The sequence below is a fragment of the Chromobacterium sp. HL1 genome (genome assembly GCF_057418835.1).
In genome coordinates this window covers 4,129,691-4,156,455 of record NZ_CP162399.1, presented here as the reverse complement: position 1 = coordinate 4,156,455, position 26,765 = coordinate 4,129,691, and the positions used below count along the sequence as shown (strand labels likewise).

Here is a 26,765-nt window from a genome sequence, read left to right as displayed (position 1 = left end):
GGCTCCGTGGGGGCTTAGTCGGGAATGTCCGGCGCCATCAGCACATCGGGGTGCTGCCAGCCCGGCTGCTGGGCGATGCGTTCCAGCCAGGCCCGGACTTGAGGCCAAGCGGCGATGTCCAGGCCGGCGTCGGCCAGCCACCACAGATAAGCGCTGGCGGACAGGTCGGCGATGCTCAACCGCTGGCCGGCCAGATAGGGCTGTTCGGCCAGGGCGGCGTCCAGGGCGTCCAGATCGGCGCGCGCGCGCTGTTCCAGCCAGGCTTCCACCTCCGGCTGAGGCAGCCGGTTCATCCGCGACCAGCGCAGATTGGGCACCGACAGGCCGACGCGGTTGGCTTCCCAACTCAGCCATTCGCGCACGGTCTCGCGGCTGCCGTGCTCGCCGCTGAGCTGGCCGAAATTATTGGCCAGCCATTGCAGGATGGCGTTGGACTGGCACAGCGCGGTGCCGTCGGCCACCAGCACCGGCACTTCGCCGAAACGGCTGGCGGCGCGGAAATCCTCCGGCCGCTGTTCGCGCGGCAGCTCCAGGTCCACATGGACGTAATCATGGGAAACATCGGCCAGCATCAGCGCCAGGCGCACCTTGTAGCTGTGGCCGGACAGTCGGTTGCCGTAAAGAGTCAGTGTGGTCATGAGTGTCAGGGTCGGTGAGAAGTATCGCTAGCCGATGATACCGCCGTTGCGCCGCGGCGCGAACCCAGCCAAGCCAGCGCAAAGGCCAGCGGCACAGAGAACAGCGCCGGGTTGGCGTAGGGAAACAGCGGCTTGGCGTGGCCAAGCATGCCCACCCATACCGCCGGGCCGGCCACGATCAGCGCCGCCGCCGCGGCCAGCCCGCCCAGGCTGCCCCACAGCGCGCCGCGCGCGCTGAGGCCGGGCCAGTGCAGGGCCAGCAGCAGCACCGGAAAATTAGCCGAGGCGGCGATGGCGAAGGCCAGGCCCATCAGGAAGGCGATGTTCTGCTGCTGGAACAGCGTGGACAGCAGCAGGGCCAGCAGGCCCAGGCCGACGGTGGCCCAGCGCGACACCCGCAATTCGGCGTGGGCGTCGACGCGGCCGCGCCGCCACCAGACCGCGTAGAGATCGTGGCTGATGGCGCTGGCGCCGGCCATGGCCAGGCCGGACACCACCGCCAGGATGGTGGCGAAGGCCACCGCCGCCACCAGGCCCTGCCAGGCCGGCCCGCCCAGCAAGGTGGCCAGGTGGATGGCGGCCATATTGCCGCCGCCCAGCAGTTTGCCGGCGGCGTCGTGGAAGCTTGGCTCCGGCCCTACCAGCGCCAGCGCGCCGTAGCCGATGACGATGTTGACGGCGAAGAACAGCGCGATCAGGCCGGTGGCGAAGCAGGCGGACTGGCGCGCGGCGCGGCGGTCAGGCACGGTGAAGAAGCGCATCAGCACATGGGGCAGGCCCAGCAGGCCCAGGCAAAGGCCCAGGCCCAGCGACAGCACTTCCAGCGGATCGCTCAGCGCCGGGCTGGGCAGGAAGGCCTGCGGCCCGCGCAAGGCCTCCACGGCGGCGAACAGCCGCGCAGGATCGCCGCCGAAGCGCGCCAGCACGCCGCCGGCCAGCAACAGCGCGCAGCCGAACATCAGCACCGCCTTGACCATCTGCACCCAGGTGGTGGCCAACATCCCGCCCAGCGCCACGTAGAGCACCATCAGCGCGCCCACCAGGCTCACCGCGGCCAGATAGGGCAGGCCGAACAGCAGCTCGATCAGCTTGCCGGCGCCCACCATCTGCACGATCAGGTAGAACAGCGTCACCGTCAGCGAGTTGACGCTGGCGGCCAGCCGCACCCCGTCGTGGTCGAAGCGGCGGCCCAGCACCGCGGCGGCGGTGTAGCAGCCGCTGCCGCGCAGCTTTTCCGCCAACAGCAGCAGCAAGAGCGGCCAGCCGGCCAGGGTGCCGACGGCGTAGGCCAGGGAGTCGTAGCCCTGGGACAGATACAGGCCGGCGGCGCCGAGGAAGGCCGCCGCCGACAGGTAGTCGCCGGCCAGCGCCAGCCCGTTCTGCCAGCCGCGGATGCGGCCGCCGGCGGTGTAGAAATCGCCGGCCGAGGCGGTGCGCCGCGCGGCGGCGGCGGTGATGGCCAGGGTCAGCAGCACGAACAATAGGAAAAAGGCGGACGCGTGGTTCATGCGCGCTCCGAGTCGTCGGCGCGGCCGGCGGCCAGCGCGTAGCCGGCGGCCAGCAGGAAGAACAGCAGGAACATGGCCAGCGCCAGCAGAACGGACGCCGGCCAGCCGGCGAGTTTGGCTTCCAGCCAGGCCGGACGCAGCGCCAGCAGCAGATAGTAGCCAAGGCAGCCGGCGGCGGCGATCCAGGCCAGCCGGCGGGAGAGGGGGGGAGTGGCAGTGGGCTGGCCCATGAGGGATTACGCAAGAAGTCTAAACCGAACAGTTTAGCGCATCGGCGGGCCGGGCAGGGAGATCGGACCCTGCCCGGCGGCGGGCCACGTGAATCAGCCTGCGAGCGGACGATACAAGTGATAACGGCCGCTTTGTCGTTCCACTAGCAATAGCAACGGCGGCAGTGACGGGACCGGGGTCTCAATGGAGCGGCGGTTGCGGCTCACCGGCACGCCTTCCGGCAGGCGTTGTTGAAAATGGTCAGAGCGGTCGGCGGCGGCCTTCAGCGTTTGGTAGTCGCGCTCGAAACCGGCAGGGTCGCTGTCCGCCTTGCCCAGAAAGGAGACGAACTGGGCGATGGAGTCGGCGTTCTTGAGCCCTTTGAACGCAATGTTGATGTTATCGATCTGCGGCAGGTCGGCGCCGCCGTAGCGGCTATCCTTCTCGATATGCTTATTGGCCAGGTTGATCAGTTCGAATACATCGACATCGCCGACGCGGGCCTGCTTTTGCGTACCGACATAAGCGAAGTCCAGCGTGTTGGGGCCGCCATGCGACAGCTCGTGGATCAGTACATCGGCGACCGCGCTCGGGTTTTTGCCCATCCGTTCGTAATAGGCGTAGAAGCCATCGCGGCCAACATTGATGATTTTTGATTTGGGCTTGCGGCCCAGCATCTGGTATTGCTCCCTGGAGAGTTCCGCCACCGTGGTGGGAGAGCCGACCCGGCTGTCGAAATTGAAGTTGGCGGTGTCGATGCGCGCCAGGTCGCCCCGGATCTGGTCCAGATATTTGCCCAGCTGCGCCAAGCGTTTCGGGTCCTGATGGAAGGTTTTGCCGAAATAGGCCTCCTCCGCCAACTGGACTTGGGGGCGAAGGTCGGAGCGGTTCAAGGCCTGGATCGCATTGGCGATTTTGGTTTGCGCGATTGGCAGCGCCTTGCCTATGGCCTTGCGCGCGGCGCGGATTTTCAGCGGCTTGCCGATGATAGGCATGTCAACCAGTTTGAACGCGGGATTGTCCCGGCTGGCTGGTTTGGCCAATCCCACCTCGACGCGCTTGCCGTGGGCGCTCAGCTCGATGTGCAGATTGCGGGCGTCCCCAAGCTGCACTTGCTTGCCGTGCCGTTGAACGGGGTAGTACTGCTGGTCGATGGCCAGGACGTATTGGCCATCGCCGGTGCGCTGGATGCCGAAGTGATTGGGCGTGGAAAGCTGACGCTCGTCCAGGGCCAGCGGCGCGATGTCGTGCTTGGCGATGGCCGCGCGCAGTTCGGGAGTGGCCTGTCGCGTGAGCTCGTGCTTGAGATGCCATTCGCCCAGACGATTTTCCACTTCCAGGGGCGCGGCGTCAGGCCGGCGGGCATCGTAGATGTATTCCTTGCCGGTGGCGAGTTCATGACGGTAGGGCACCAGGCGGCCAAACAGCTCGATGGCTTCAAGCCGTGCCGGTTGCGCAGTGAAGGAGTTGTGAACGCTGTAGACATGAGGCGTGTTCGCGCTGCTGGAGCGATGCAAGTGATGCGGACCCAGCGCCAGTTTATGGGCGGCTAATTGTTCCTGCTTGCTGAAGTGCCGGAATTTGCCATCGCCCAGCAAGCGCCATTCCTGTGCGAGATGGTTGAAATAGACTTCGCGGTTAGCGAACTTTCCCTGCTGCTTGGCCGGGATTTGCGCAAAGCTGCGGCCATCCTTCTCCAACAAGGCGACGTCATGGTGTTTGCCGTTGGCTTTGAGTTTGATGTGGTTACGACCGTTTTTGAGATGGAATGCCGGCAGGTCTATTCTTGAAGCCTTGCCGCCAGGCTGGGGCGCGGTTTGCAAGCGCTGCCGCTCGGCATGGCTCATCCCATCAATGCTGAAGCGGGCTTGTTGGGTCACTTGCTGCAACAGGTTGAGTTCTTCTTCCCGCGAGGTGGGTTTGCCTTCCAGATCATTGGCTGCATGCTCCAGCAGAGGGCCGACGATGTATTGCGCGATGGCCAAGGGCTGGCTGCCTGGCAGCAGCGTCAGGACTTGGGAGGTGATGGCATCGACTTTCTCGGTGATGTCGGTGATGGCCGAGATCTCCTCGGACGTGGCGCAGCCGCGGCCCTGTCTCCAGCTGTCGACATGCTTGCTTTCCGTGGCCAGTGCGGTGATGGGATTGCGCAAGGTTTTGCCGATTTGGCGCAGCACTTGGGCGAAGGACAGATTCTCGCCTTCGTTCATGCAGGAAAAATCAAACATCTTAACGATCTTGACGTCGTCAGGCGCAGCGGTCGTGGTCTTGGGTTTGGGAACGACATGGCGCGCTTGGCGGAGCAGGGGCGTTTCCGGCTGTGGAGGCGCGGAGCGGGAAGAGGGCTGGCTGTGGACCTGGACCAGCGCCGAGGGGAGGGCGGATGGCGCGGAGGACGCTGGAAGCAATGGCGATTCGCGGTTGAGAAGAGGTTGGACCCCGGCCTGGACATACAGGCCGCTCAGCAGAACGTTTTTCAAGGTGAGGGGAAAGGCGGGGGGCGAAAGCGTGGATGCCGACGAATCGGGTGCATTGCGTATTTTTTTCACCTGAGCAAACAGATTTTCCGCTTCACGGCGTTCTGCCGGGGTTTTTGCGTTGGCGAGCAGCTGCGCTTCAATCGGGCTAGGCTGCTGGGAGGGGCGACTTGAGAAAAAGGGGATGGAAGGCATATGGCGGTCCTGTGCGGTGAGGGCGATCTCGGGCATCGCGACAGGGGGCAATACTAGAGACAGGCTTGGAGCCTGCCTCTCAAAAAGTGTCCATACGCCGTCTTGGTCTTGTTTCGTTGCAGCAGTCATGGACTGCGCATAAGCATCTGGAGACCTTGCTGGAAATCGCGCTGGCGCAGTAGGGGGCCAAGCCGGCGCGGCTCAAGCGCATCGGCCGGTAGCCCGAGGCCGAGGCCGTCGACGAGCGAGTGTCACCCCAGCAGCAGCGCGACGTAGAGCCGGAAACGGTCCTCGTGACGCTGCAGGTCCAGTCCGGTGATGTCGGCGATGCGGCCCAGCCGGTAGTCCAGCGTGTTGCGGTGGATGTGCAGCGCCCGCGCGGTGGCGCCGGGGTGGGACTGGTGGGCGAACCAGGCCTCGGCGGTGCGGCGCAGTCCGCTTTTGCCGGCTTGTTCCAGCCTTTGCAGCGGCTGCCGCAATTGCTGGGCCTGCCAGCCGTGATCCAGGCCGGACAGCAGCACCGGCAGCGCCAGTTCGTAATAGCTGTGCGCCCGCCGCTTGGGCTGCCGTTGCCGGCCGATGCGCGCGGCGGCGCGGGCGCTGAGACAGGATTGGGCCGCGCCGTCCCGCCCCGGCAGCGCAATGCCCATGCCCAGGCGGAAGCCGGGCGCCGCCGTTTCTTCCAGCCAGGCGGCCAGCGCGCGCAGCCGGCGTTGCAGCAGCGCTTCGCGCTCGGCTTCGCCTTCCTCCTCGCAAGCCTCCACCAGCACCAGCTCGTAAGGGCCGGTGGCTGCGCTCAGCAAGCGCGGCCAGCGCGCCGCCAGCGCCGATTGCAGCTGTTGCAGCGCCGCCTGGGCCTGATCGGCGGCCAAGCCCTCTTCGTCCAGTTGCAGGCTCAGCGCCACATGATGCTGTTCCAAGCGCAGCCCCAGGCGCTGTGCCCAGGCGTCCAGCGCCGCGCCGGGCTCGCCGCGTATCCATTCCAGCACAAAGGCTTCGCGCTGGCGCGCGTCGTGTTGCAGCGCCCGCTGCAACTGCGCCTGCTCCAGAATCATCTCGGCGGTCAGCCGCACCAGTTCGCCGAACTGGCGAACCTGCTCCGGCTGGCCGGTCAGGCCGACCACGCCCGCGATGCGGCCGTTCACGTGCAAGGGCAGATTGATGCCGGGACGGGAGCCGTGCAGCTTGCCGGCGGTGGCCTCGTCTATCTCCACCGTGCGTCGTTGCGCCAGCGCCAGCAGCGCGCCGTCGTGCAACTGCCCCAGCCGGCCGGCGTCGCCGCTGCCCAGAATCGCGCCTTGGGCGTCCATCACGTTCACGTTGAACGGAATGATGCGCATGGTGCGGCTGACGATGTCCTGCGCGAGTTCGGCGGTCAGAATGGGCATGGCGCGTCCAGGGTTTGTGCGTTTGCATAATATATTCCGGCAATTCCCGCGCATAAACCAGACGTCTGCACGAAGTATTTTCCGTTGGCGCTGACCAGAATGAGCGACGCGATACAAAAACAATATTCATCAGAACCAAGGAGACGCGCCGGAGGGAGAGCCCCCGCGCGCAGAGGAGATGGATGTGAACCCTAGCGATACCCTGAGCGCGCCGCGGCAGGACATTCTGGCCGGCGCTTACAAGAAAGCCGTTTGGCGGCTGATTCCCTTCATTTTCGTTTGTTATCTGTTCAACTACCTGGACCGCGTCAACGTCGGCTTCGCCAAGCTGGAGATGCTGGACGCGCTGGGCTTGAGCGAAACCGTCTACGGCCTGGGCGCCGGCATTTTCTTCATCGGCTATGTGCTGTGCGGCGTGCCCAGCAATCTGATGCTGCACAAGGTGGGCGCGCGGCGCTGGATCGCCTTGCTGATGCTGGTGTGGGGCACCTTGTCCGCTTGTCTGATGTTCGTGTCCACGCCGCAGTCCTTCTACACGCTGCGCTTTTTCACCGGCGTGGCCGAGGCCGGCTTCTTTCCCGGCATCGTGCTGTACTTCACCCGCTGGTTTCCGGCCGACAAGCGCGGCCAGGTGATGGCGCTGTTCATGTCGGCCATCCCGGTGTCCGGCGTGTTGGGCGGGCCGCTGTCCGGCTGGATGCTGCAGCATTTCGCCGCCGGCCAAGGCGGCCTGGCCGGCTGGCAGTGGCTGTTCCTGCTGCAAGGCCTGCCCACGGTGTTGCTGGGCCTGGGCGTGTATTTCTATCTGAACGACGGCATCGCCGAGGCGCGCTGGCTGAGCGCGGAAGAGAAAGCGGCGATGCGGCAGGCGCTGATCGACGACGAGGCGCGGCGCTCGGCGCAGCGGCCGGTGGAGCAGTCCTTCGCCAGCGTGCTGCGCAACGTCAATGTGTGGATGTTGGGCGCGATCTATTTCGCCATCCAGATGGGGGTGTACGCGATCAACTTCTGGTTGCCGTCCATCATCAAGGGTCTGGGTTTCCAGAGCGCCGGCGTCATCGGCTGGCTCAGCGCGCTGCCTTATCTGGCCGCCTGCTTCTTCATGGTCTGGGTCGGCCGTTCCGGCGACCGGCGCGGAGAACGCCGCTGGCACGTGGTGCTGCCGCTGCTGATGGGCGTGCTGGGCTTGCTGATGGCGGCCAATAGCGGCGGCGCGGTCTGGCTGTCCATGCTGGGCCTGAGCCTGGCCACCATGGGCGCGCTGGCCGGCCTGTCCATGTTCTGGCCGCTGCCCACCGCCTTTCTCGGCAGCGCGGCCGCTGCCGGCGGGCTGGCCTTGATCAATTCGCTGGGCCAGGTGGCCGGCTTCGTCAGCCCCTTCCTGGTGGGCTGGATCAAGGACCTGACTCACAGCACGGATCCGGCGCTGTACATTCTGTCCGGCGTGATGCTGGCCGGCGCGCTGCTGGTGCTGCGGATTCCGCCGCGGCTGGTCAATCGCTAATATCTTGCCATCGTCGTCTCTTGTGATTGAAAACCGCATGAAAATCGTGATTGCCCCGGACTCCTACAAGGAAAGCCTGAGCGCGCTGCAGGTGGCCCAGGCGATAGAGGACGGCTTCCGTCAGGTGTTTCCCGCCGCCCGCTACCACAAGCTGCCGATGGCGGACGGCGGCGAGGGCACGGTGCAGGCGATGCTGGACGCCCTGGGCGGCCAGTGGCGCGAGGCGTCGGCGCGAGGCCCGCTGGGCGAGACCTTGTCCGCGCGCTACGGGCTGACCGCGGACGGCGTGGCGGTGATAGAAATGGCCGCCGCCAGCGGCCTGGCCTTATTGCCGCCGGAACGGCGCAATCCCTTGCTGACCGGCAGCCACGGCACCGGAGATCTGATCCGCGACGCGCTGGACGCCGGCGCGCGCCGCTTTGTGCTGGGCATAGGCGGCAGCGCCACCAACGACGGCGGCGCCGGCATGTTGCAGGCGCTGGGCGCCAGGCTGCTGGACGCGGATGGAGGCGAGCTGCCGGCCGGCGGCGCGGCCTTGGCGAGCCTGGCGCGGCTGGACCTGTCCGGGCTGGACCCGCGGCTGGCGGCCTGCCGCATCGACGTGGCCTGCGACGTGGACAACCCCCTGACCGGCCCGCGCGGCGCGTCGGCGGTGTTCGGGCCGCAGAAGGGCGCGACGCCGGCGATGGTGGCGGCGCTGGATGCGGCTTTGGCGCATTTCGCGGTCTTGATGGAAGGCGAGTCGGGCGTGGCCGCGGCCGAGGCGGCCGGGGCCGGCGCGGCCGGCGGCATGGGCGCCGCGCTGCTGGCCTGCCTGGGCGGCCGGCTGCGCTCCGGCAGCGCCATCGTCGCCGAGGCCGTCGGCCTGGACGCGGCGTTGGCCGACGCCGATCTGGCGGTGACCGGCGAAGGCCGCATCGATAGCCAGAGCGTGCAAGGCAAGACGCCGATAGGCGTCGCCCGCGTCGCCCGGCGTCATGGGGTGCCGGTGCTGGCGATAGGCGGTTGTCTGGGCGCGGGCAGCGAACTGACCCACGCGCACGGGCTGGACGCGGTGTTCGCCGCGGTCAGCCGGCCGTGCAGCCAGGAACAGGCCTTGGCCGAGGCCGCGGACAATGTCAGCCGCGCCGCGCGCAACGCGGCGGCGGCGCTGGCGCTGGGCATGAAGCTGGGTTCTCAGAAACGCTCGAAGTCCGGCACATAACGCCACTGCCCGGCCGCCAACTGGCCTATCGCCAGCCGGCCGATGCGGATGCAGCGCAGCGCCAGCGGGCTGACGCCCAGGCCGGCGCAGATATCGTCCAGCCAGCGCGCGTCGCGCGCCGCGAGCACCAGGCGCAGTTGTCGGTCGCTCTGGCGCGAGACTTTGAGTTCGCGCGGCGGTTTGCCGCCGGGGCGCAGGCCGCTCTGCCTTTGTTGCAGTTCGGCGGCGGCGGGCGCGGCGTCGACATTGATCAGGAATTCCAGCTGGCAATCGGCCAGCCGCTGCGCCAGCTTGCGGTCCTGGGTCAGCGCCACCAGGCCGTGGGCGCGATCGGCGACGGCGCCGACACCTTGCAGATGCTGGCGATGGCGCGGCAGCCAGCTCAGCCCGCTGACGTCGCCCGGCATCTGGCTGTCCGGGCCCAGCAGGGACAGCGGCTCGGCGCCGGCCGGCTTGTGCAGCAGCAGGGTGACCGCCGCGTCGCGCTGCGCGTCGGGCCGGCCCAGGAGTTCGACGCGCTGCTGCGGCTCCACCCGGCTGCCCAGCGCGGTGACGACCTGGCCGTCCACTTTCACCAGGCCCTGCTCGATGCAGGCGTCGGCTTCGCGCCGCGTGCACAGGCCCAGTTCCACCATGCGTTTTGAAAGTCGGATTGCGGCGTCGCTCATTGTGTCAGGCCTTGAATGCGGGGTTCGGGCGGCGATTATCCCCTTTGCCGGCGTGGCCGACAAATTTGACGAATCAGGTATCCTTCTCGTCTGTCACTGCCGCGGAACCGCCGCGCAGATTCATTTTGGAGACGCCGTGAATATACTGATCATTGGAGCGAGCCGGGGCCTTGGCAAGGCTTTTGTGGAAGGATTGGGGCGGGAGGGCGACCGCGTGATCGGCGTTTCCAGGCGCCGGCCGGAAGACCTGAAGCCGCCGGCCGGCGTTGCGCTGGACTGGATAGAGGCCGATTTGTCCAAGCCGGCGCTGGCCGTGGAGCAAGTGATGAGCGCGCTGCCGGAACGGCTGGACGTGGTGATGTGCAATGTGGGGATCTGGGAGCGGGAGGCGTTTGAGTCCTCCTATGCGTTTTCCCGCTGTTCGGATCTGGAGCTGATGGAAGTGGTCCAGGTCAATATCGCTTCGACGATTCTGCTGCTCAAACATCTGCTGCCGCGCATGTCGGGCGCGGCCAAGCCGCAGCTCATCCTGACGGGGTCGACTTCGGGCCTGCCGCGCAGCGGCCGTCCCGAAGTGGCTTTCGCCGCCAGCAAGTTCGCCTTGAGCGGCATGGCCGACGCGCTGCGGGAGGAATACCGCGCGCAGCGCCTGGCCGTGACCTGCCTGCAATTGGGCTACCTCAATACGGAGGACGATTTGTCCGTGCCCCGCGAACACGCCGCCGAGCGCGGCGCCGGCCAGCTGATCCCGCTGCACGACGTGGTGAGCCTGACGCGCGCCTTGCTGAATTTGTCCGACGCCTCCTTCGCGCGGGAAATCGTCCTGCCCGCTATCCTGGACGAGCGCTTCTGAATGCGGACAAGCGACGCTGGCCCCGATGACGGGTCGTTTAAATGGCCGAATCGCATTAAAGTGTCGCCATCATGAGCCTGCTTCCCCAAGCGCTGGACGCGCTGAACTGCCCGCTGAGCGGCATCAACCTGATCGAAGCCTCGGCCGGCACCGGCAAAACCTGGACCATTGCGGCTCTGTTCGCCCGGTTATTGCTGGAAGAGCGCGACGGTCAGCCGCCGCCCACCGTCGATCAAGTGCTGGTGGTGACCTATACCAAGGCCGCCACCGCGGAGCTGCGCGAACGGCTGCGCCGGCGCTTGAGCGAGCTGGCGCAGACGCTGGCCGGAGAGGGCGAGGCCGGCGGCGATCCCTTTCTGTCGGCGCTGGCGGCGCGTTTCCCGCCCGGCGCGGCGCGGGAGCAGGCCTCGCAGCGGCTCAAGGCCGCGATCACCGGCTTCGACGCCGCCGCCATCTACACCATCCACGGCTTCTGCCAGCGGGTGCTGACCGACGCCGCCTTTGAAAGCAGCCAGACCTTCGAAGCCGAACTGGTCAGCGACGACGAGGAGCGCTTGATCGAGATCGTCGACGACTTCTGGCGGAGGCGGGTGGTGGACGATCCCTTGCTCGCCCAAGTGCTGGTGGACAACGGCGAAACGCCGGACGGCTGGCTGGCGGACATCCGGCCCTATCTGTCCAAGCCCTATCTGCGCATGCGCGCGCCGCACGTGGCCGGCCTGGAGCGCGCCTTGCTCGCGGTGGAGCGGGGCTGGCGGGCGCTGGCGGCGCGGCCGGAAGGCGCGGCGGAGGCCGCCGATCTGCTGCGCGCCGCCGTCGGCTTCAACGCGCGCAGCTACAGCCCGGCCATTATCGAACGCGCCATCGGCGCCCTGGACGGCCTGCTGGCCGCGCCGGAGACCACCCCGGTGCTGGACAAGGAGAGCCGTCGCCAGCTGGACAAGCTGCTGCCGGCCTCGCTGGCCAAGGGCATGAAGAAAGGCCACGCCGCGCCGGAGCACCCCTTGTTCGCCTTGACGGAGGCCTGGCTGAGCGCCTGGGACGCTTATATGGAAGAGGTGGCGCTGTCGGTGGCGCAACTCAAGCTGGAGCTGATCGCCTGGACCAATGAACAATTGAGCGCGCGCCGCGTGGGGGAGCGCAGCCGCAGTTTCGACGACCTGTTGACCGATCTGGGCGCGGCGTTGACCGACCCGATCAGCGGTCCGCTGCTGGCGGCCCACGTGGCGCGCAGCTTCCAGGTGGCCTTGATCGACGAATTCCAGGACACGGACCCCATTCAGTATTCCATCTTCCGACATTGCTTCGTCGCGCAGCGGCGGCCGGTCTTCCTGGTGGGGGATCCGAAGCAGGCGATCTACAGTTTCCGCGGCGCCGACATCTTCGCCTACCTGGCGGCGCGTAACGACGCGCAACATCATTACACGCTGGACACCAACCGCCGCTCCGAGGCTCCGCTGGTCAGCACCGTCAACGCGCTGTTCGCGCGGGAACTGCCGTTTCTGATCGAGGGCATCGCCTATCAGCCGGTGGCGGCGCAACCGGCCTCCGGCGGTCGGCTGGACATCGACGACGACAGGCCGCCGTTCTGCTTTCAATGGCTGAGACCGGAGACCGAGGGCAAGGCCGCCAGCGGAGAAGCCGCCGCCGAAGGGGCCGCCGAGGCCTGCGCCGACGAGATCGCGCGTCTGCTGGCGCTGGCCGCGGTCGACCGCGCCGCCATCGTCGCCGGCGAGGCGCGCCGGCCCTTGGCCGGCGGCGACATCGCCGTGCTGGTGTCCACCCATCGTCAGGGAGACCGGGTGCGCCAGTCCTTGGCCGAACGCGGCGTGGCCAGCGTGGCGCTGACCCAGGAGAGCGTGTTCGCCAGCCGCGAGGCCGGCGAGATGCTGGCCTTGCTGCGCGCCTGGGCGGAGCCGGCCAGCGAGGCGCGGCTGCGCGCGGCGCTGGTGACCGAACTGGCCGGGGTCGACGCCGGAGAGTTGTTGGCCCGGGTGGAGGACGAGGCGCGCTGGGAAGCGCAGCTGCAGGCCAACGCCGCCGACCACCTGCTATGGCGGGAGCGCGGCTTCATGGCCGCCTGGCGGCATTTCTTCGCACGGGAACGGGTGGCCGAACGCCTGCTGCCGATGCCGGACGGCGAACGCAGGCTGACCAATCTGTCTCATCTGGCCGAACTGCTGCAACAAGAGAGCGATCAGCGCCAGGGCATGGCGCCGCTGCTGGGCTGGCTGGAAACGCGGGTGGCGCAGCCGCCGGGCGGAGAGGAGGCGGTGCTGAGGCTGGAGAGCGACGCGGCCCTGGTCAAAATCGTCACCATCCACACCGCCAAGGGCCTGCAATACCCGGTGGCCTTCTGCCCTTTTTTGTGGGGCGGCGCGCTGGAGCGACGCGACGCCGCGTTCTGGCGCTACCACGCCCAGGATCAATCCTGGCTGGCGCCGGACGCCGCGGCCGACGCCGAGGTGAAACTGGCGGCGCGCAGCGAACTGTTGGCGGAGAAACTGCGTCTGCTCTACGTGGCGCTGACCCGGGCGCAATATCGCCAATACCTGTGCTGGGGCTGGGTGCGCGGCATGGAGACGGCGGCGCTGAGCTGGCTGCTGCACGGCCGCGACGCGCGCGCCTTGCCGGAGCTGGAAACGCTGGAACTGGACGACGCCGTGCTCAGGCGGGAGCTGGAGGCGTTCGCGGCGACGGCCAACGCCGCCGCGGCAGGCGCTTGCGCGGTGCTGGAGGAGGACGGCGCGCGGCCGGCCTTGGCCGCGCGGCGCGAAACGGGGCGGGATTATCAGGCTCAAGCGTTCACGCGCCGGCTGGCCGCGCCGTGGCGGGTGGCCAGCTTCACCTCGCTGACCCACGCGCAGGCGGCCGGCAAATGGCAGGAGAGCCCGGACCACGACGCGGGCCAGCCCGCGGCGGCGGCGGAAGCGCCGGAGCCGCCGGCCCTGGATCGTTTCGGTTTTCCGCGCGGGGCCAAGGCCGGCACCTGCCTGCACGAGATTTTTGAAACCATCAGCTTCGGCGTGGACGACGCCGGCCTGCGGCAGGCGGTGGAGCGGGCCTTGGCCAAGCACGGCTTCGCGCCGGAGTGGGCCGACGCCGGCTGCGAGATGGTGGCGGCCACGCTGAACGCGGAACTGGATCCGGGGGTGAGACTGGCCGAGGTGCCAGACGGCAAGCGGCTGGTGGAGATGGAGTTCATGCTGCCGGCGCCCAGGCTGGAGGTGGCTAAGCTGGCCGCCATCCTGTCCGCGCCGGAACACGGCCTGGCCGCGCCCTTGCGCGCGGCGGCGGCGCAACTGGACTTTTCCACCGTGCGCGGTTTTCTCAAGGGCTTCATGGACCTGGTGTTCGAGTCCGACGGGCGCATTTATCTGGTGGACTATAAATCCAACCACCTGGGCGGGCGGCGCGAAGACTATCGCGCCGAGCGGCTGGCGGAATCCATCGCCCAAGAACATTATTATCTGCAATATCTGATTTACTGCGTGGCCCTGCGGCGCTATTTCAGCGCGCGCGGCGTGGACTTCGCCGCCCGCTTCGGCGGCGTGCGTTATCTCTATCTGCGCGGCGTCGGCGCCGACGCTTGCGGGATCTGGAGCGATCAGCCCGCGCCGGCCTTGCTGGAGGCGCTGGACCAATGGTTCGCCGGGCATGCGTAGGAATGCGGAGTGCGCAAGCCGCGGTCATGGGACTAAGCTGAACTATCTGAAGTGGAACGCGGCCGGAAGGGGAGAGTAGCGCCGGGCGCGGGCCGACAATAACAAGGACGCATCATGTTCGAATCCGCCGAAATCGGCCATAGCATCGATAAAAAGACATTCCGGGAAGCCATGCCCAAATTGCGCGAGGCCTTGCTGGACCTGCAATACGATTTGAAGGAGAAAGCCGATTTTCCGGTGCTGATCCTGATTCACGGCTTCGACGGCGCCGGCCGCGGCGAAACCATGAATCTGATCAATGAATGGCTGGACCCGCGCCTGATCGACACCGTGGCCTTCGCCGAAGCCAACGACGACGCCCGCGCCCGGCCCTGGATGTGGCGTTACTGGATGCAGCTGCCGGCCAAGGGCCGCATCGGCATGTTCTTCGGCTCCTATTACTCCGACGCCCTGTTCGACCGGGTGTTCGCCCGCAGCGACCGCGACGCGCTGGACAAGCAGATCTTCGACATCCTGCGCTTCGAACGCATGCTGACCATGGACGGCGCGCTGGTGCTGAAGTTCTGGTTCCACCTGACCCGGGAGCAGCAGCACAAGCGGCTCAAGCAGATGGAAAAAGATCCGGCCAGCAGTTGGCGCGTGACCAAGACCGACTGGGAGCATTACGAGCGCTACGACAAGATACGCAAATCCGCCGAGCACATCCTGCGGCTGACCAATACCGCCGCCGCGCCCTGGGTGGTGGTGGACGGCGAGGACGCCAATTACCGCAGCCTGACCGTGGGCAACACCCTGCTCAACGCCATCCGCAACCGGCTGGCGCAGGCGCAGGGGTCGCAGGCCGAATTGATAGACGCGCCGCCGCTGCTGGCGCCGATAGACAACAAGCTGTTGCTGGACACCCTGCAACTGGACCAGCCCATGGACAAAGCCGAATACAAGGCCGAGCTGGAAAAACTGCAAGGCCGGCTGCACCGGCTGACCCGTCACCCGCGCTTTGCTCAGCATTCGCTGGTGCTGGCTTTCGAAGGCAACGACGCCGCCGGCAAGGGCGGCAGCATACGCCGCATCACCCAGGCGCTGGACGCGCGGCGCTACCGGGTGGTGCCCATCGCCGCGCCCACCCAGGAAGAAAAGGCCAAGCCCTGGCTGTGGCGCTTCTGGCGTCATATGCCGGGCAAGGGCGGCATCACCATTTTCGACCGCACCTGGTACGGCCGGGTGCTGGTGGAACGGGTGGAGGGCTTCGCCAAGGAGGCGGACTGGATGCGCGCCTATTACGAAATCAACGATTTCGAGCATCAGCTGAGCGAAAACGGCGCCGTCATCGTCAAGTTCTGGCTGGCCATCAGCAAGGACGAACAGATGGCGCGCTTCAAGGGACGCGAGGAAACCGGCTTCAAGCGCTTCAAGATCACCGAGGAAGACTGGCGCAACCGCGACAAATGGGACGCCTACAAGCTGGCCGTCAGCGATATGGTGGACCGCACCAGCACCAGCAAGGTGCCGTGGACGCTGGTGGAGGCCAATAATAAATACTATGCCCGCATCAAAATTCTCAAAACCATTTGCGATGCGCTGGAAGCCCGGCTTGCTTGAGAGCGGCGTCCGGCTGATCGCCTTGCTGCTGGCGATGCCGGCCGCGGCCGCGCCCGGCTTGCGCGCCGGCGTGGCCAACGACAGCTTCGGCCCTTTGTACAGCGCCCAGGACGGCGCGCTGGCCACCCAGTACCGCGCCGCGCTGGAGCTGATCGGCCGGCACAGCGGCGTCCGCTTCGAACTGGATTACTATCCGTCGTCGCGGCTGCAGCAATTGTTCGAGGTGGGCAAGGTGGACGTGGAGGTGGGCGTCAATCCGTCCTGGCGCGCGCTGTCGCCGGTGGCCGGCTTCTACACCCGGCCCATCGACGTGCAGACGCTGCGGCTGTGCTTCGCCCCCGGCAAGCGGCGCAAGGGCGCGGCGCCGGCCAGCCTCAGCGGCCTGAGTCTGGGGGTGCTGCAGGGGCGCAGCTACCCCGTGCTGGAAGCCGGTTTCGCCAGCGGGCAATTCAAGCGGGTGGAGGCCGCCAGCGAAAGCGATCTGATCAGCGGTCTGCGCCAGGGCAGCATGCAGGCCATTGTCTTGAGCCAGCGTCAGCTGGACTTGCTGCTGAACCGCGCGCCGGAGGCGCAGCCCTGCGCGGCGGGCGACGTCGTGGGCAGCGTGTCGGTGATGCTGCGCCTGCATCCGCAATATCGGCAACTGTTGCCGCAATTGGACAAGGCGATTCAGCAGCTGCAAGATAGCGGCAAATTGCGCTGAAGCGCTTCGAGTCTACCCATTCCGGCTCCGCGTCGCGGAGCGCAAAGCATCCGGATTTCAAGCCATGTCTGTCCAGCAAGCCCTGTTGCCCGCCGAACTCGCCCACTTGTTCGCCCGTCTCGATCCCGGCGTGGACGAGGCCGCGTTGGCGTTGATCCACGAGCTGGCCAGCGCCAATCAGGCCGGCCATGTCTGCCTGCCGCTGGCGCAGCGTCCGGAGCGCAAGGCCTTGCAGGCCAGCGCGCTGGTCGGCCGCCCCGGCGACTACGCGCCCCTGATCCTGGACGCCGCCGGCCGGCTGTATTTCGCCCGCCACTGGTTCGACGAAGCGCGGCTGGCCGAGCGCCTGGCCGCGCTGGCCGAGCCGGGACCGGCGCCGGACGGCGCGCGCTTGCGCCCTTTGCTGGAGGCCTTGTTCGGCGCGGCGTCCGCGGCGGGTCCGGACCGGCAGAAGCTGGCGGCGGCCCTGGCGGCGCGTCAGCGCCTGATGATCATTTCCGGCGGTCCGGGCACCGGCAAGACCACCACCGTGCTCAAGCTGCTGGCCTTGCTCGCCGGCCTGTCGCCGCGGCCGCTGGTGATGGCGATGGCGGCGCCCACCGGCAAGGCCGCCGCGCGGCTGTCGGAGTCGGTGCGCGGCGCGCGCGCGCGGCTGGACCTGGCCGAGGATACGCTGCGGCAATTGCCGCAGCAGGCGCAGACGCTGCACCGCTTGCTGGGCTTGCGCCCGGGCGCGGCGGCGCCGCGCCATCACGCCGGCAATCCTTTGCCGCTGGACGTGCTGGTGGTGGACGAGGCGTCAATGATAGACCTGTCCTTGATGGCGCGCATGGTGGAGGCCTTGCCGTCGCAGGCGCGGCTGATTCTGCTGGGCGACCGCGATCAGCTGGCCTCGGTGGACGCCGGCGCGGTGCTGGGCGATTTGTGCGCCGACATCCATTACCGTCCGGATACTCTGGACTGGCTGCGGGCGAACTGCGGCGAAACCCTGCCGTCGACGCCGGGCGCGGGCGGCAAGCTCACCGATTGCGTGGCGCTGCTGACCCACAGCCATCGTTTCGGCGCCGATTCCGGCATCGGCGAACTGGCGCGGCGGGTGAACGCGGGCGACGGCGTCGGCAGTTGGGCGGTGCTGCAGGACCCGGAGTGGGGCGATGTGGAAGCGGTGCCGGCCTTGGAGGCGGCGGAGGTGCTGGCGCGCTGGCGGCCGTATTGGCGGGCGGTGCGCGCGGACGCGCCGCTGGCCGAGCGGCAGCAGGCTTTCGCCGGCTTCATGCTGCTGGCGGCGGAACGGCGGCAGGTGGAGGCCTTCAATCTGCGCGTGGAGCGGCAACTGGAGGCCGACGGCGACAAGCCGGCCGGCCGCGACTGGTATCCGGGGCGGCCGGTGATGATCAGCGAGAACGATTACGGCCTGGGCCTGTTCAACGGCGACATCGGCTTCACGGTGCAGCGCGAGGCCGGCTTGCGCGTGGCCTTTCCCGGCGACGACGGCGGCTGGCGCGAATTCGCCCCCGGCCGGCTGCCGCAGCACGACACCGTGTACGCGATGACGGTGCACAAAAGCCAGGGGTCCGAGTTCGGCGAGGTCTGTCTGCAGCTGCCGGAAGCGGCGGGGCCCTTGCTGAACCGGGCGCTGGTGTATACCGCGATCACCCGGGCGCGGGAGCGCTTCCTCGTGTCCGGCGCGCAGCCGGTGTGGGAACAGGCGGCCGTCGCGGCGCCGCAGCGTTACTCGGGGCTGGCGGATAAATTGAAATGACAAAGTCGTTAAATTGTCTGGACGGAGGGTTGGCCGAAGCGGCCGCCGAGACAATTCCGCAACATCCCAACGCAAAATAATCTGTTTATTTGCCGGCTGTTACGCCAGATATAGTCAAAGCCCAAGAAGCATCCTAAGATGCAGCCTTCCCGAAACACATCGCAGCGGAGTCGGCAATGCAAGTGGATGCGGTTCTGGCCTATCTCGACAAGATCACCCGTTTTGATCGTCAGCAATTCACGCCTTTGTACATCGGCAAAGAGCGCTTGGGCTGGGTCAACGCGGCGTGGAAGGAACGCTTGCTGAACAGCGAATCGCAGCTGTTCGAGGAGCAATACCAGAAACTGCATTGCCGGCTGGACGGCAGCTACCGCAGCATCAGCCACGCGCTGGCGCAGGCGGCGCGGCGCTGGCAGCAAGCCGGCTGGCTCAATGGCTGGCGCAATGAGAACTTCACCGCCTTCCGCCACGACGGCTCCCCTTATTTCGAGCTGGAACGCGCCGCTTTCCGCCCGCTGGGCCTGACCAGCCGCGCCGTGCACCTGAACGGGCTGACCCGTTTGCCGTCCGGCGAAGTGCGGATGTGGGTGGGGCGCCGCAGCCCGCACAAGGCGGTGGACCCCAATCGCATGGACAACCTGGTCGGCGGCGGCGTCGCCGCCGGCGAAACCATAGAACTGGCGCTGGAGCGCGAGGGGTGGGAAGAAGCCGGCGTGCGCCGCGAGCAGGTGCGGGATTTGCCGCAATCCAGCTTGCTGCTGGCCGAGCGCCCGGTGCAGCGCGGCCTGCACCGCGAATGGATTTACGCTTTCGATCTGTGGCTGGATGCGGGGGAGACGCCCTGTAACCAGGACGGCGAGGTGGCAGAGCACATCCTGACGCCGTTCGCCGAAGTGGAACGCCTGCTGTTGGAAGAGCGCTTCATGATAGACGCGGCCCTGGTCGCCAGCGATTGTCTGGCGCGCCACGGCTATTGGGGAGAGCGCACCCCGACGATAGACGCCGCCTTGGCGCGCATCCGCCACCCTCAGCGCAGCGATGTGCACGCCTTGACCTCCTGCTGATTCCCTTGCCGCGCCGGGACGCTCTTCACAGTGGCCGGCGCGGCTCTCTCGCTATTGTTCTATCCGTTTATATTACATCTGCGTGAATTAATTCAGGAATCTTTGCCTGATGCCGCCGGTAATGGGTAGAATCATTCTCAAGAGCGGAAAAATCCGTCAATAAATGCCAAGGGCCCTTGGCCCGCGCTGTTTCCCGCGTCAAATACTCGTGTCGTTAAGCGCCGCCGTCCGCGAAACGGCGCTTGCTTCGCGTAAAATTATGTCAATGGTTTGTTTTTGGCGAAATCAAGGAAACATCGGCATGGCGAGTTTCTCACTTTTTGCCGGCGGTGAAAGCGGACGCCGCGGCCTTAGGGGGGCGCAAGGGGGATGTATCGTTTGAAACTGATCTCGGAGCAGTTCGGCGTTGACGACAGCGGGCCGCTGCATCCCAGCCAGGAACAAGCGCGGCGGGCCGCGCTGGTGATGTGGAACGTTTATCGCGGCCAGCTGCGCATCGAGATTCACCGCGTGGTGGACCTGCGCAGCCGCAAGACGGAAAAGCTCGAGGAGTTGTGCTGACTGTCGCGTTTTAGCCAATGTAGTTGCCTACAAATCAACCCTGTTCGCGTTTATTGGCTGAATATGACAAATGCGGGCATGGTCGACGCCAACTTTCCATTGCGCGATTTTCAGCGCTTGGCTATTGTCCTACTTCCCATTAAACCCAAAGCAGGCGCGGCTCAAGAGGCGGCCTCTGCACTGGAGCGATCTTTGTTCAACTGGTTCGAAAAGCGGATCCATCCGTATCCCGACACGTCTCCGGCCCAACCTCCCAAGGGCTTTTTCCCATTTTTGTGGTTCTGTACCCGCGGCCTGCGCGGCCTGATTGCGGCCGTCATTTTGCTGACCGCCGGCATCGGCGCCTTCGAGGCCTTGCTGTTCTCCATGCTCGGTTCCGTCGTGGACTGGCTGAGCGCGGTCAAGCCCGCGCTGTTGTGGGACGCGCAACGCCATAATCTCTTGCTGCTGGCGGGCATCCTGCTGGCCAGTCCCTTGCTGATCGCCGTGCAGGCGCTGATCAAATACCAGGGCCTGTCCGCCAACTTCCCCATGCTGCTGCGCTGGAATTTCCACCGCCACCTGCTGCGGCAGAGCATGAATTTCTATCAGGACGAATTCGCCGGGCGGGTCTCCGCCAAGGTGATGCAGACCGCGATCGCGGTGCGGGAAACGGTGATGATCGTCGCCGACATCCTGGTGTTCGTGGTGATTTACTTCGTCACCATGATCGCCGTGGTCGGCAGTTTCGACAGCCGTCTGCTGTGGCCCTTCCTGGCCTGGCTGGCCTTGTACGTGGCCACGCTGTACTTCTTCGTGCCGCGTCTGGGCCAGGCCGCCACCGCCCAGGCCGACGCGCGCAGCCTGATGACCGGCCGCATCACCGACGCCTACACCAATATCGCCACGGTGAAGCTGTTCTCGCACGCCCAGCGCGAGGCCGGCTTCGCCCGCGGCGCGATGCAGGAATTCCTGGCCACCGCCTATCGCCAGATGCGTTTGATCAGCGGCTTCGAAATCATCAACCACAGCCTGAGCATGTTGTTGATCGCCAGCACCGCCGGCGCCACCTTGTGGCTGTGGAGCATGGGCGAAGTCGGCGTCGGCGCGGTGGCGGCGGCCACCGCGATGGCGCTGCGTCTGAACGGCATCTCGCACTGGATCATGTGGGAGATGGCTTCGCTGTTCGAGCAAGTGGGCACGGTGCAGGACGGCATCGCCACCCTGTCGCGCCCGGTGCTGGTCAATGACAGCGCCGACGCCAAGCCCTTGGCGGTGAAGCAGGGCGAGATCCGCTTCGATCAGGTGGATTTCAGCTACGGCGGCAGCAAGAGCGTGATTGAACAGCTATCGCTGACGATACGCCCGGGCGAAAAGATCGGCCTGGTCGGCCGCTCCGGCGCGGGCAAATCCACCATCGTCAATCTCTTGCTGCGCTTTTACGATCTGGACGGCGGCCGCATTCTGATCGACGGCCAGGATATCGCGCGGGTGACGCAGGACAGTCTGCGCGCTCAGGTGGGCATGGTGACGCAGGACACCTCGCTGCTGCACCGCTCGGTGCGCGACAACCTGCTTTACGGCAGGCCGGACGCCGACGACGCGGCGATGGAAGCCGCCGCGCGCCGCGCGGAGGCGCACGACTTCATCCTGACTTTGACCGATCCCAAGGGCCGCGTCAGCTACGACGCTCATGTCGGCGAACGCGGGGTCAAGCTGTCCGGCGGTCAGCGCCAGCGCATTGCCATCGCCAGGGTGATGTTGAAGGACGCGCCCATCCTGCTGCTGGACGAAGCCACCAGCGCGCTGGATTCGGAAGTGGAAGCGGCGATTCAGTGCAGTCTGTATCGGCTGATGGAGGGCAAGACCGTGGTGGCCATCGCCCACCGGCTGTCCACCATCGCGGCGATGGACCGCTTGATCGTGCTGGACAAGGGGCGCATCGTGGAAGAGGGCGACCACCGCAGCCTGCTGGCCAAGGGCGGCCTGTACTCGCGGCTGTGGGCGCATCAGAGCGGGGGCTTCCTCGGCGAAGAGGATGACGACGCAGCGGAGCCGGTGGCGACGCTGGCCTGAGGCCGAGTCAAGTCCAAGGCAAGAGAGCGGGACGCGCAAGCGGCCCGCTTTTTTCATTGCGGAGACGGGAAGACGGCTGCGGCGACGCAGGACGCGTTTAGACGAAAACGCGGTTTCGGCGCGCGTCGCGGAAAAATAATGGGAAAAAGCGGAAAAACGGAAAATACTGAGATGTTGTGGCGCACCCGACAGGGATCGAACCTGTGACCTTCAGCTTCGGAAACTGACACTCTATCCAACTGAGCTACGGGTGCGCTGTGCTTGCTTTGAGGCAGGCCCGCATCATAGCGCAACTTCCTTACCCGAGTCCAGTGTATGGTTTTGCCTTGCCTTCAGGCTTACCGTATAATTATCCTATTTTAAATGTCATTAATTCCAGGCGAGGCTCGTAATGAGTAATGAGAACGGAATGGCTCCCGGCCAGGTCATCAAAGTGCTGGTTGGCGTCGTTGTCTTTCTTGTAGTGGCAATCTGGCTTTTGGCCAAGTTGGCTACCAGCGGTTACAACGTGGATGCCGAAGTAATGACCAAGGAGGCCATTGCGTCTCGCCTGAAACCGGTCGGCGAAGCCAAGGCCAGCGACGCGCCTCCGGGAATGCGCACTGGCGAACAGGTATATAAAGGCATCTGTATTTCCTGTCACGGCACCGGCCTGGCCGGCGCGCCCAAGTTCGGCGACACCGCCACCTGGGGTTCGCGCATCGCCAAGGGCTGGGACACGCTGACCCAGCACGCGCTGCAGGGCTTCAACGCGATGCCGGCCAAGGGCGGCGCCACCGACCTGAGCGATGACGAAGTGAAGCGCGCGGTAGCCTATATGGGCAACTCCGCGGGCGGAAAGTTCACCGAACCGCCGGTGGGCGGCGCAGGCGGCGCGGCCGCGGCGGCGGACCCGGCCGTGGTGGGCAAGAAAATCTACGACAGCGTGTGCATGGCCTGCCACGCGGCCGGCATCGCCGGCGCGCCGAAGTTCGGCGACAAGGCGGCCTGGGCTGAACGTCTGAAGCCGGGTCTGGACGAAGTGGTCAAGATCGGCATCAAGGGCTTGAACGCGATGCCGGCTAAAGGCGGTTATACCGGCAGCGACGCCGAGTTCCGCTCCGCCGTCGAGTACATGGTGAATAATTCCAAATAAGCCGCGGATCAACGCAGCAAAAAACGCCTTGCACGGTTGCAAGGCGTTTTTTATCGCCCAAAAGCGGGGGTTCCTATGTTTTTGGGAAAATTTTGACTGGATGAAATGGCAATGTGCTATGTCAACAAAACCCCGCTGTAACAAGGGACAGGTGCCCTGGCGGGGCGCATGGTGCATGATGAGTCCATCTGTTTAGGTCGTGAAGCGTCAGGCGCTTCGCGGCTTGGTGTGGGGATTCAGTGGCTTTCCACTTTCGCTTCACCCAGAGATGTTCCTCATTCTTCATATGGCGCCACTGGCGCCATTTTCTTTTGCGCGTCGCGCCAGCCAGGATGGACTGGCGACGCAGGCGAAAGTTCTCGCGGCTTGGGGCGGGTGCTCAGCGTCTGTTCAAAGCCTGGCGAACCTGCGCGCGACAAGTCAAGCGACTGAGAACGCGAGATGGCCATGGTCATCTGGGCATGCCGAAGCGGCGGACATCGCGCGCTATTCTCCACGCGGGCAGGGCTTGTTCGGCTTTTCAGGATTCGGCCGGCTTTTCCTTATTGGCCAGCATCGCGCTGAGGCTGGCCAGCCGCGATTTGCCCTCGGTCTTGCTGACGATGGGCTCGGCGCCGGGTTTGCCGAAGTGGCGCAGATCGTCGCCGTTGATCTCGCTGATGAAGCGGGACGGTTCGACGAACTGCCATTCGCCGGCGCGCTTGCGTTTGACGCAATAGGTCAGCGTCAGCATGCGCTGGGCGCGGGTGATGCCGACGTACATCAGCCGGCGTTCTTCCTCCACCATGCCGTTGTCGACGGATTCGCTGTGCGGCAGGATGCCTTCCTCGGTGCCGACCAGGAAAACATACGGGTACTCCAGACCCTTGGACGCGTGCAGCGTGGACATTTTAACCGCGTCCACCTCGCCTTCCTCGCGTCCTTCCAGCATGGTGATCAGCGCGATGGTCTGGGTCAGCTCCACCAGGTTCTTGCCGCTGTCCTCGCCCTTGCGGCTGAGCCAGCTCACCATTTCCAGGATGTTTTTCCACTTGGTTTCGGCGATGCGCGGGCTGTCCTCGCTATCGTAAAGCCAGGCCTCGTAGCCTATGGCCTGCATCATCTCCATCGCCAGCGGGCCGCCGTCCTCGCGGGTGGCGCGGTATTGCAGATTGGCGATGAAGTCGCAGAACTGTTCCAGCGGCTCCAGCTGGGCCTTTTGCACTTGCAGGCGGAAGCCTTCCTCATGGGCGCTGGCGAACAGGCTTTTGCCGCGTTCGCCGGCCCAGGCGCCCAGCCGTTCCAGCGTGGCGGCGCCGACGCCGCGCTTGGGCGTGGTCAGCGCGCGAATGAAGGCCGGATCGTCGTCGGGGTTGGCGATCATGCGCATATAGGCCAGCATGTCCTTGATTTCCGGCTTGTCGAAAAAGCTTTGGCCGCCAGCCATCTGGTAGGGGATGCGCTGATTGCGCAAGGCTTGTTCGAAGATGCGCGCCTGATAGTTGCCGCGATAGAGGATGGCGTAGTCCTTGAACTCGGTGCGGTATTCGAACTTGTGCGCCAGCAGCCTTTGCACCACGGTTTCCGCCTCGTGCTCTTCATCCTTGCACTGAACCACGTGGATGGGTTCGCCCAGGCCCAGCTCGCTCCACAGCTGTTTCTCGAACAGCTTGGGATTGTTGGAGATCACCGAGTTGGCCGCGCGCAGGATGCGGGCGGTGGAACGGTAGTTCTGCTCCAGCTTGATGATCTTGAGCTTGGGGAAGTCGCTTTGCAGCAAGCGCAGGTTTTCCATATTGGCGCCGCGCCAGGCGTAGATGGACTGGTCGTCGTCGCCCACCGCGGTGAACATGCCGCGCAAGCCGGTCAGCAGTTTGACCAGCTGGTACTGGCAGGTATTGGTGTCCTGGTATTCGTCTATCAGCAGGTAGCGCAGCTTGTTCTGCCACTTCTGCAGCACGTCTTCATTGCTTTGGAACAGCTGCACCGGCAGGCGGATCAGGTCGTCGAAGTCCATCGCCTGGTAGGCGCTCAAGGTGTCCTGATAGGCGACGTAAGTGGAGGCGCAGACGCTTTCCCACGCGCCCTGGGCTTCCAGCAGCATCTGGTCTGGCGTTTTCAGGTCGTTTTTCCACAGCGAGATCTGGCTCTGCACCTTGCGCACCTCATCCTTGGAGGTAGTCTTCAGGATGTCGGAGATGATCTTGCCGGCGTCGAAGGCGTCCAGGATGGAGAACTGAGGCTTATAGCCGAGGTGCGGCGCTTCCTGACGCAGGATCTGCATGCCCAGCGAATGGAAGGTGGAAACGGTGATGCCGCGGATCTCCGCCGGCGTCATCAGCTTGCCCACTCGTTCCAGCATCTCGCGCGCGGCCTTGTTGGTGAAGGTGATGGCGGCGATATTGCGCGCATTGATGCCGCCTTCGCGGATCAGGTGCGAAATCTTGAAGGTGATGACCCGGGTTTTGCCGGAGCCGGCGCCGGCAAGCACCAGCAAGGGGCCGTCAAGATACTGGATCGCCGCGCGCTGCGGCGGATTGAGCAAGGGAGCGGACATGGCGGTATGGGGGAAGGGGCCCGGCGGGGCGCAGTAAATCGGTAACTCAGCCAGTGCATTGTAGCATGCGGTATCATGGCGCTATCCGCGGATGACGTCTCAGATCGATCCGCCACTTATGAGGTGCATATGGCCATCTACGCTATTGGCGACATTCAAGGGTGTTTCCAACCGTTTCAGCAGTTGCTGCGGCAAATCGATTTCAACCCCGGCAAGGATACCCTGTGGCTGACGGGAGACTTGGTCAATCGCGGGCCGCAATCGCTGGAAGTGCTGCGCTGGGTGTTCCAGCATCAGGATCAGGTGGAGATCGTGCTGGGCAACCACGATCTGCATTTGCTGGCGGTGGCGGAGGGTTTCGGCAAGCTGCATCGCAGCGACACGGTGCTGGACATTCTCAATGCCGCCGACGGCAAGGTGCTGCTGGACTGGCTGCGCTGCCAGCCTATGATGATAGCCGGCCACGGCTACGCGATGGTGCACGCCGGCCTGCTGCCGGAGTGGAGCATAGACCGCGCGCTGGATCTGGCGGAGGAAGTGGAGGCCGGCTTGTCCGGCCCCAAGCACCGCGAATTCCTGTCTCGACTGTACGGCAACCGGCCGACGCGCTGGAACGAGGAGCTGCGCGGCTCCGACCGTCTGCGCGTGATCGTCAACGCGATGACCCGGATGCGTTTCTTGAACCGCGACGGCGAGATGGATCTGAATTACAAGGGCGAGCTGGAGAACGCGCCGGCCGGGCTGACGCCCTGGTTCGAGGCGCCGGGGCGCTGGCAGGGCGAGATGCCGATTATCTGCGGCCATTGGTCGGCGCTGGGCGTGCATATCACCGACGACGTGGTGGCGATTGATTCCGGTTGTTTGTGGGGCGGCAGCCTGACCGCGATGCGTTTGGGGGACCAGGCCTTATTCTCCCTGCCGTGTTCGGCTTATCGCGAAATCACCGCCTAAAGAGTATGGGCGGCTGCGCCGCCGTAAATAAAATATCGACAAGCCATAGTCAGCCAGGCCCTATGGCTGTCATAATCGCGGCTCTTGCC

At 65.7% G+C, this 26,765-nt stretch carries 19 protein-coding genes and 1 tRNA gene; 12 read left to right on the top strand and 8 right to left on the bottom strand.

The features are described 5' to 3' along the window. Positions 1 to 14: 14 nt before the first annotated feature. From AB1Z25_RS18935 to AB1Z25_RS18915, 5 genes are all read right to left on the bottom strand, one after another. Positions 15 to 638: a glutathione S-transferase family protein gene (locus AB1Z25_RS18935; protein ID WP_227105058.1), complete on the bottom strand. Its 624-nt coding sequence runs from the start codon at positions 636 to 638 to the stop codon at positions 15 to 17. 5 nt (positions 639 to 643) lie between these two features. Beyond that, positions 644 to 2,146 carry a sodium:solute symporter family transporter gene (locus tag AB1Z25_RS18930; RefSeq protein WP_486635910.1) on the bottom strand — a complete coding sequence of 501 codons (1,503 nt, stop codon included), beginning with the start codon at positions 2,144 to 2,146 and terminating at the stop codon, positions 644 to 646. Beyond that, positions 2,143 to 2,376, bottom strand: coding sequence for a DUF485 domain-containing protein (locus AB1Z25_RS18925; RefSeq protein ID WP_486635909.1), 234 nt, complete (start codon positions 2,374 to 2,376; stop codon positions 2,143 to 2,145). The genes AB1Z25_RS18930 and AB1Z25_RS18925 overlap by 4 nt, the downstream gene beginning before the upstream one ends. Positions 2,377 to 2,469: 93 nt before the next feature. After that, complete coding sequence (locus AB1Z25_RS18920; protein WP_486635908.1) at positions 2,470 to 5,028, bottom strand: hypothetical protein; 2,559 nt, start codon at positions 5,026 to 5,028, stop codon at positions 2,470 to 2,472. A gap of 251 nt (positions 5,029 to 5,279) precedes the next feature. Beyond that, complete coding sequence (locus tag AB1Z25_RS18915; protein ID WP_107800650.1) at positions 5,280 to 6,416, bottom strand: sugar diacid recognition domain-containing protein; 1,137 nt, start codon at positions 6,414 to 6,416, stop codon at positions 5,280 to 5,282. A gap of 184 nt (positions 6,417 to 6,600) precedes the next feature. Here AB1Z25_RS18915 and AB1Z25_RS18910 point away from each other — a divergent pair, with 184 nt between their 5' ends. Together AB1Z25_RS18910 and AB1Z25_RS18905 are read left to right on the top strand one after the other, a co-directional pair. Then, the gene (locus tag AB1Z25_RS18910) at positions 6,601 to 7,920 is read left to right on the top strand and encodes an MFS transporter (protein WP_227105050.1); all 1,320 of its coding nucleotides are present in this window, start codon (positions 6,601 to 6,603) and stop codon (positions 7,918 to 7,920) included. Positions 7,921 to 7,957: 37 nt separating this feature from the next. Then, on the top strand, positions 7,958 to 9,124 hold the full coding sequence (locus AB1Z25_RS18905; RefSeq protein WP_227105048.1) for a glycerate kinase: 1,167 nt from the start codon (positions 7,958 to 7,960) through the stop codon (positions 9,122 to 9,124). Here the strand turns inward: AB1Z25_RS18905 and AB1Z25_RS18900 are convergent. After that, positions 9,097 to 9,792, bottom strand: coding sequence for a S4 domain-containing protein (locus AB1Z25_RS18900; protein WP_486635907.1), 696 nt, complete (start codon positions 9,790 to 9,792; stop codon positions 9,097 to 9,099). The two genes, AB1Z25_RS18905 and AB1Z25_RS18900, sit on opposite strands and share 28 nt — an antisense overlap. Before the next feature lie 136 nt (positions 9,793 to 9,928). On the opposite strand from AB1Z25_RS18900, the gene AB1Z25_RS18895 reads away from it, so the two are divergent. The 8 genes from AB1Z25_RS18895 (at position 9,929) to AB1Z25_RS18860 (ending at position 22,054) form a co-directional block, all read left to right on the top strand. Then, positions 9,929 to 10,645 carry an SDR family NAD(P)-dependent oxidoreductase gene (locus tag AB1Z25_RS18895; protein WP_107800646.1) on the top strand — a complete coding sequence of 239 codons (717 nt, stop codon included), beginning with the start codon at positions 9,929 to 9,931 and terminating at the stop codon, positions 10,643 to 10,645. A 71-nt stretch (positions 10,646 to 10,716) separates the two neighbouring features. Beyond that, positions 10,717 to 14,310: an exodeoxyribonuclease V subunit beta gene (recB, locus tag AB1Z25_RS18890; RefSeq protein WP_486635906.1), complete on the top strand. Its 3,594-nt coding sequence runs from the start codon at positions 10,717 to 10,719 to the stop codon at positions 14,308 to 14,310. 114 nt (positions 14,311 to 14,424) lie between these two features. Beyond that, a complete protein-coding gene (pap, locus tag AB1Z25_RS18885; RefSeq protein WP_486635905.1) occupies positions 14,425 to 15,909 on the top strand; it encodes a polyphosphate:AMP phosphotransferase in 1,485 nt (494 codons plus the stop codon). Next, complete coding sequence (locus AB1Z25_RS18880; protein WP_486635904.1) at positions 15,902 to 16,612, top strand: substrate-binding periplasmic protein; 711 nt, start codon at positions 15,902 to 15,904, stop codon at positions 16,610 to 16,612. The genes pap and AB1Z25_RS18880 overlap by 8 nt, the downstream gene beginning before the upstream one ends. A 64-nt stretch (positions 16,613 to 16,676) precedes the next feature. Further along, positions 16,677 to 18,374, top strand: coding sequence for an exodeoxyribonuclease V subunit alpha (recD, locus tag AB1Z25_RS18875; RefSeq protein WP_227105036.1), 1,698 nt, complete (start codon positions 16,677 to 16,679; stop codon positions 18,372 to 18,374). Positions 18,375 to 18,550: 176 nt separating this feature from the next. Further along, entirely contained in the window at positions 18,551 to 19,438 is an 888-nt protein-coding gene (locus tag AB1Z25_RS18870; RefSeq protein ID WP_107800641.1) for an NUDIX hydrolase, read from the top strand. Positions 19,439 to 19,807: 369 nt separating this feature from the next. Next, positions 19,808 to 19,999, top strand: a complete 192-nt coding sequence (locus AB1Z25_RS18865) for a hypothetical protein (protein ID WP_048409471.1) — start codon at positions 19,808 to 19,810, stop codon at positions 19,997 to 19,999. Between the two features lie 192 nt (positions 20,000 to 20,191). Further along, positions 20,192 to 22,054: an ABC transporter ATP-binding protein gene (locus tag AB1Z25_RS18860; RefSeq protein ID WP_486635903.1), complete on the top strand. Its 1,863-nt coding sequence runs from the start codon at positions 20,192 to 20,194 to the stop codon at positions 22,052 to 22,054. A gap of 177 nt (positions 22,055 to 22,231) precedes the next feature. On the opposite strand, the gene AB1Z25_RS18855 is transcribed toward AB1Z25_RS18860, so the two are convergent. Beyond that, positions 22,232 to 22,308 (bottom strand) — tRNA-Arg (locus AB1Z25_RS18855). Positions 22,309 to 22,577: 269 nt separating this feature from the next. Here AB1Z25_RS18855 and AB1Z25_RS18850 point away from each other — a divergent pair. After that, complete coding sequence (locus AB1Z25_RS18850) at positions 22,578 to 23,189, top strand: c-type cytochrome (protein ID WP_227105032.1); 612 nt, start codon at positions 22,578 to 22,580, stop codon at positions 23,187 to 23,189. A gap of 520 nt (positions 23,190 to 23,709) precedes the next feature. On the opposite strand, the gene AB1Z25_RS18845 is transcribed toward AB1Z25_RS18850, so the two are convergent. Further along, positions 23,710 to 25,725, bottom strand: a complete 2,016-nt coding sequence (locus AB1Z25_RS18845) for a UvrD-helicase domain-containing protein (RefSeq protein ID WP_486635902.1) — start codon at positions 25,723 to 25,725, stop codon at positions 23,710 to 23,712. A 129-nt stretch (positions 25,726 to 25,854) separates the two neighbouring features. Here AB1Z25_RS18845 and AB1Z25_RS18840 point away from each other — a divergent pair, with 129 nt between their 5' ends. After that, a complete protein-coding gene (locus AB1Z25_RS18840; protein WP_107800637.1) occupies positions 25,855 to 26,676 on the top strand; it encodes a symmetrical bis(5'-nucleosyl)-tetraphosphatase in 822 nt (273 codons plus the stop codon). Positions 26,677 to 26,765 lie beyond the last annotated feature (89 nt).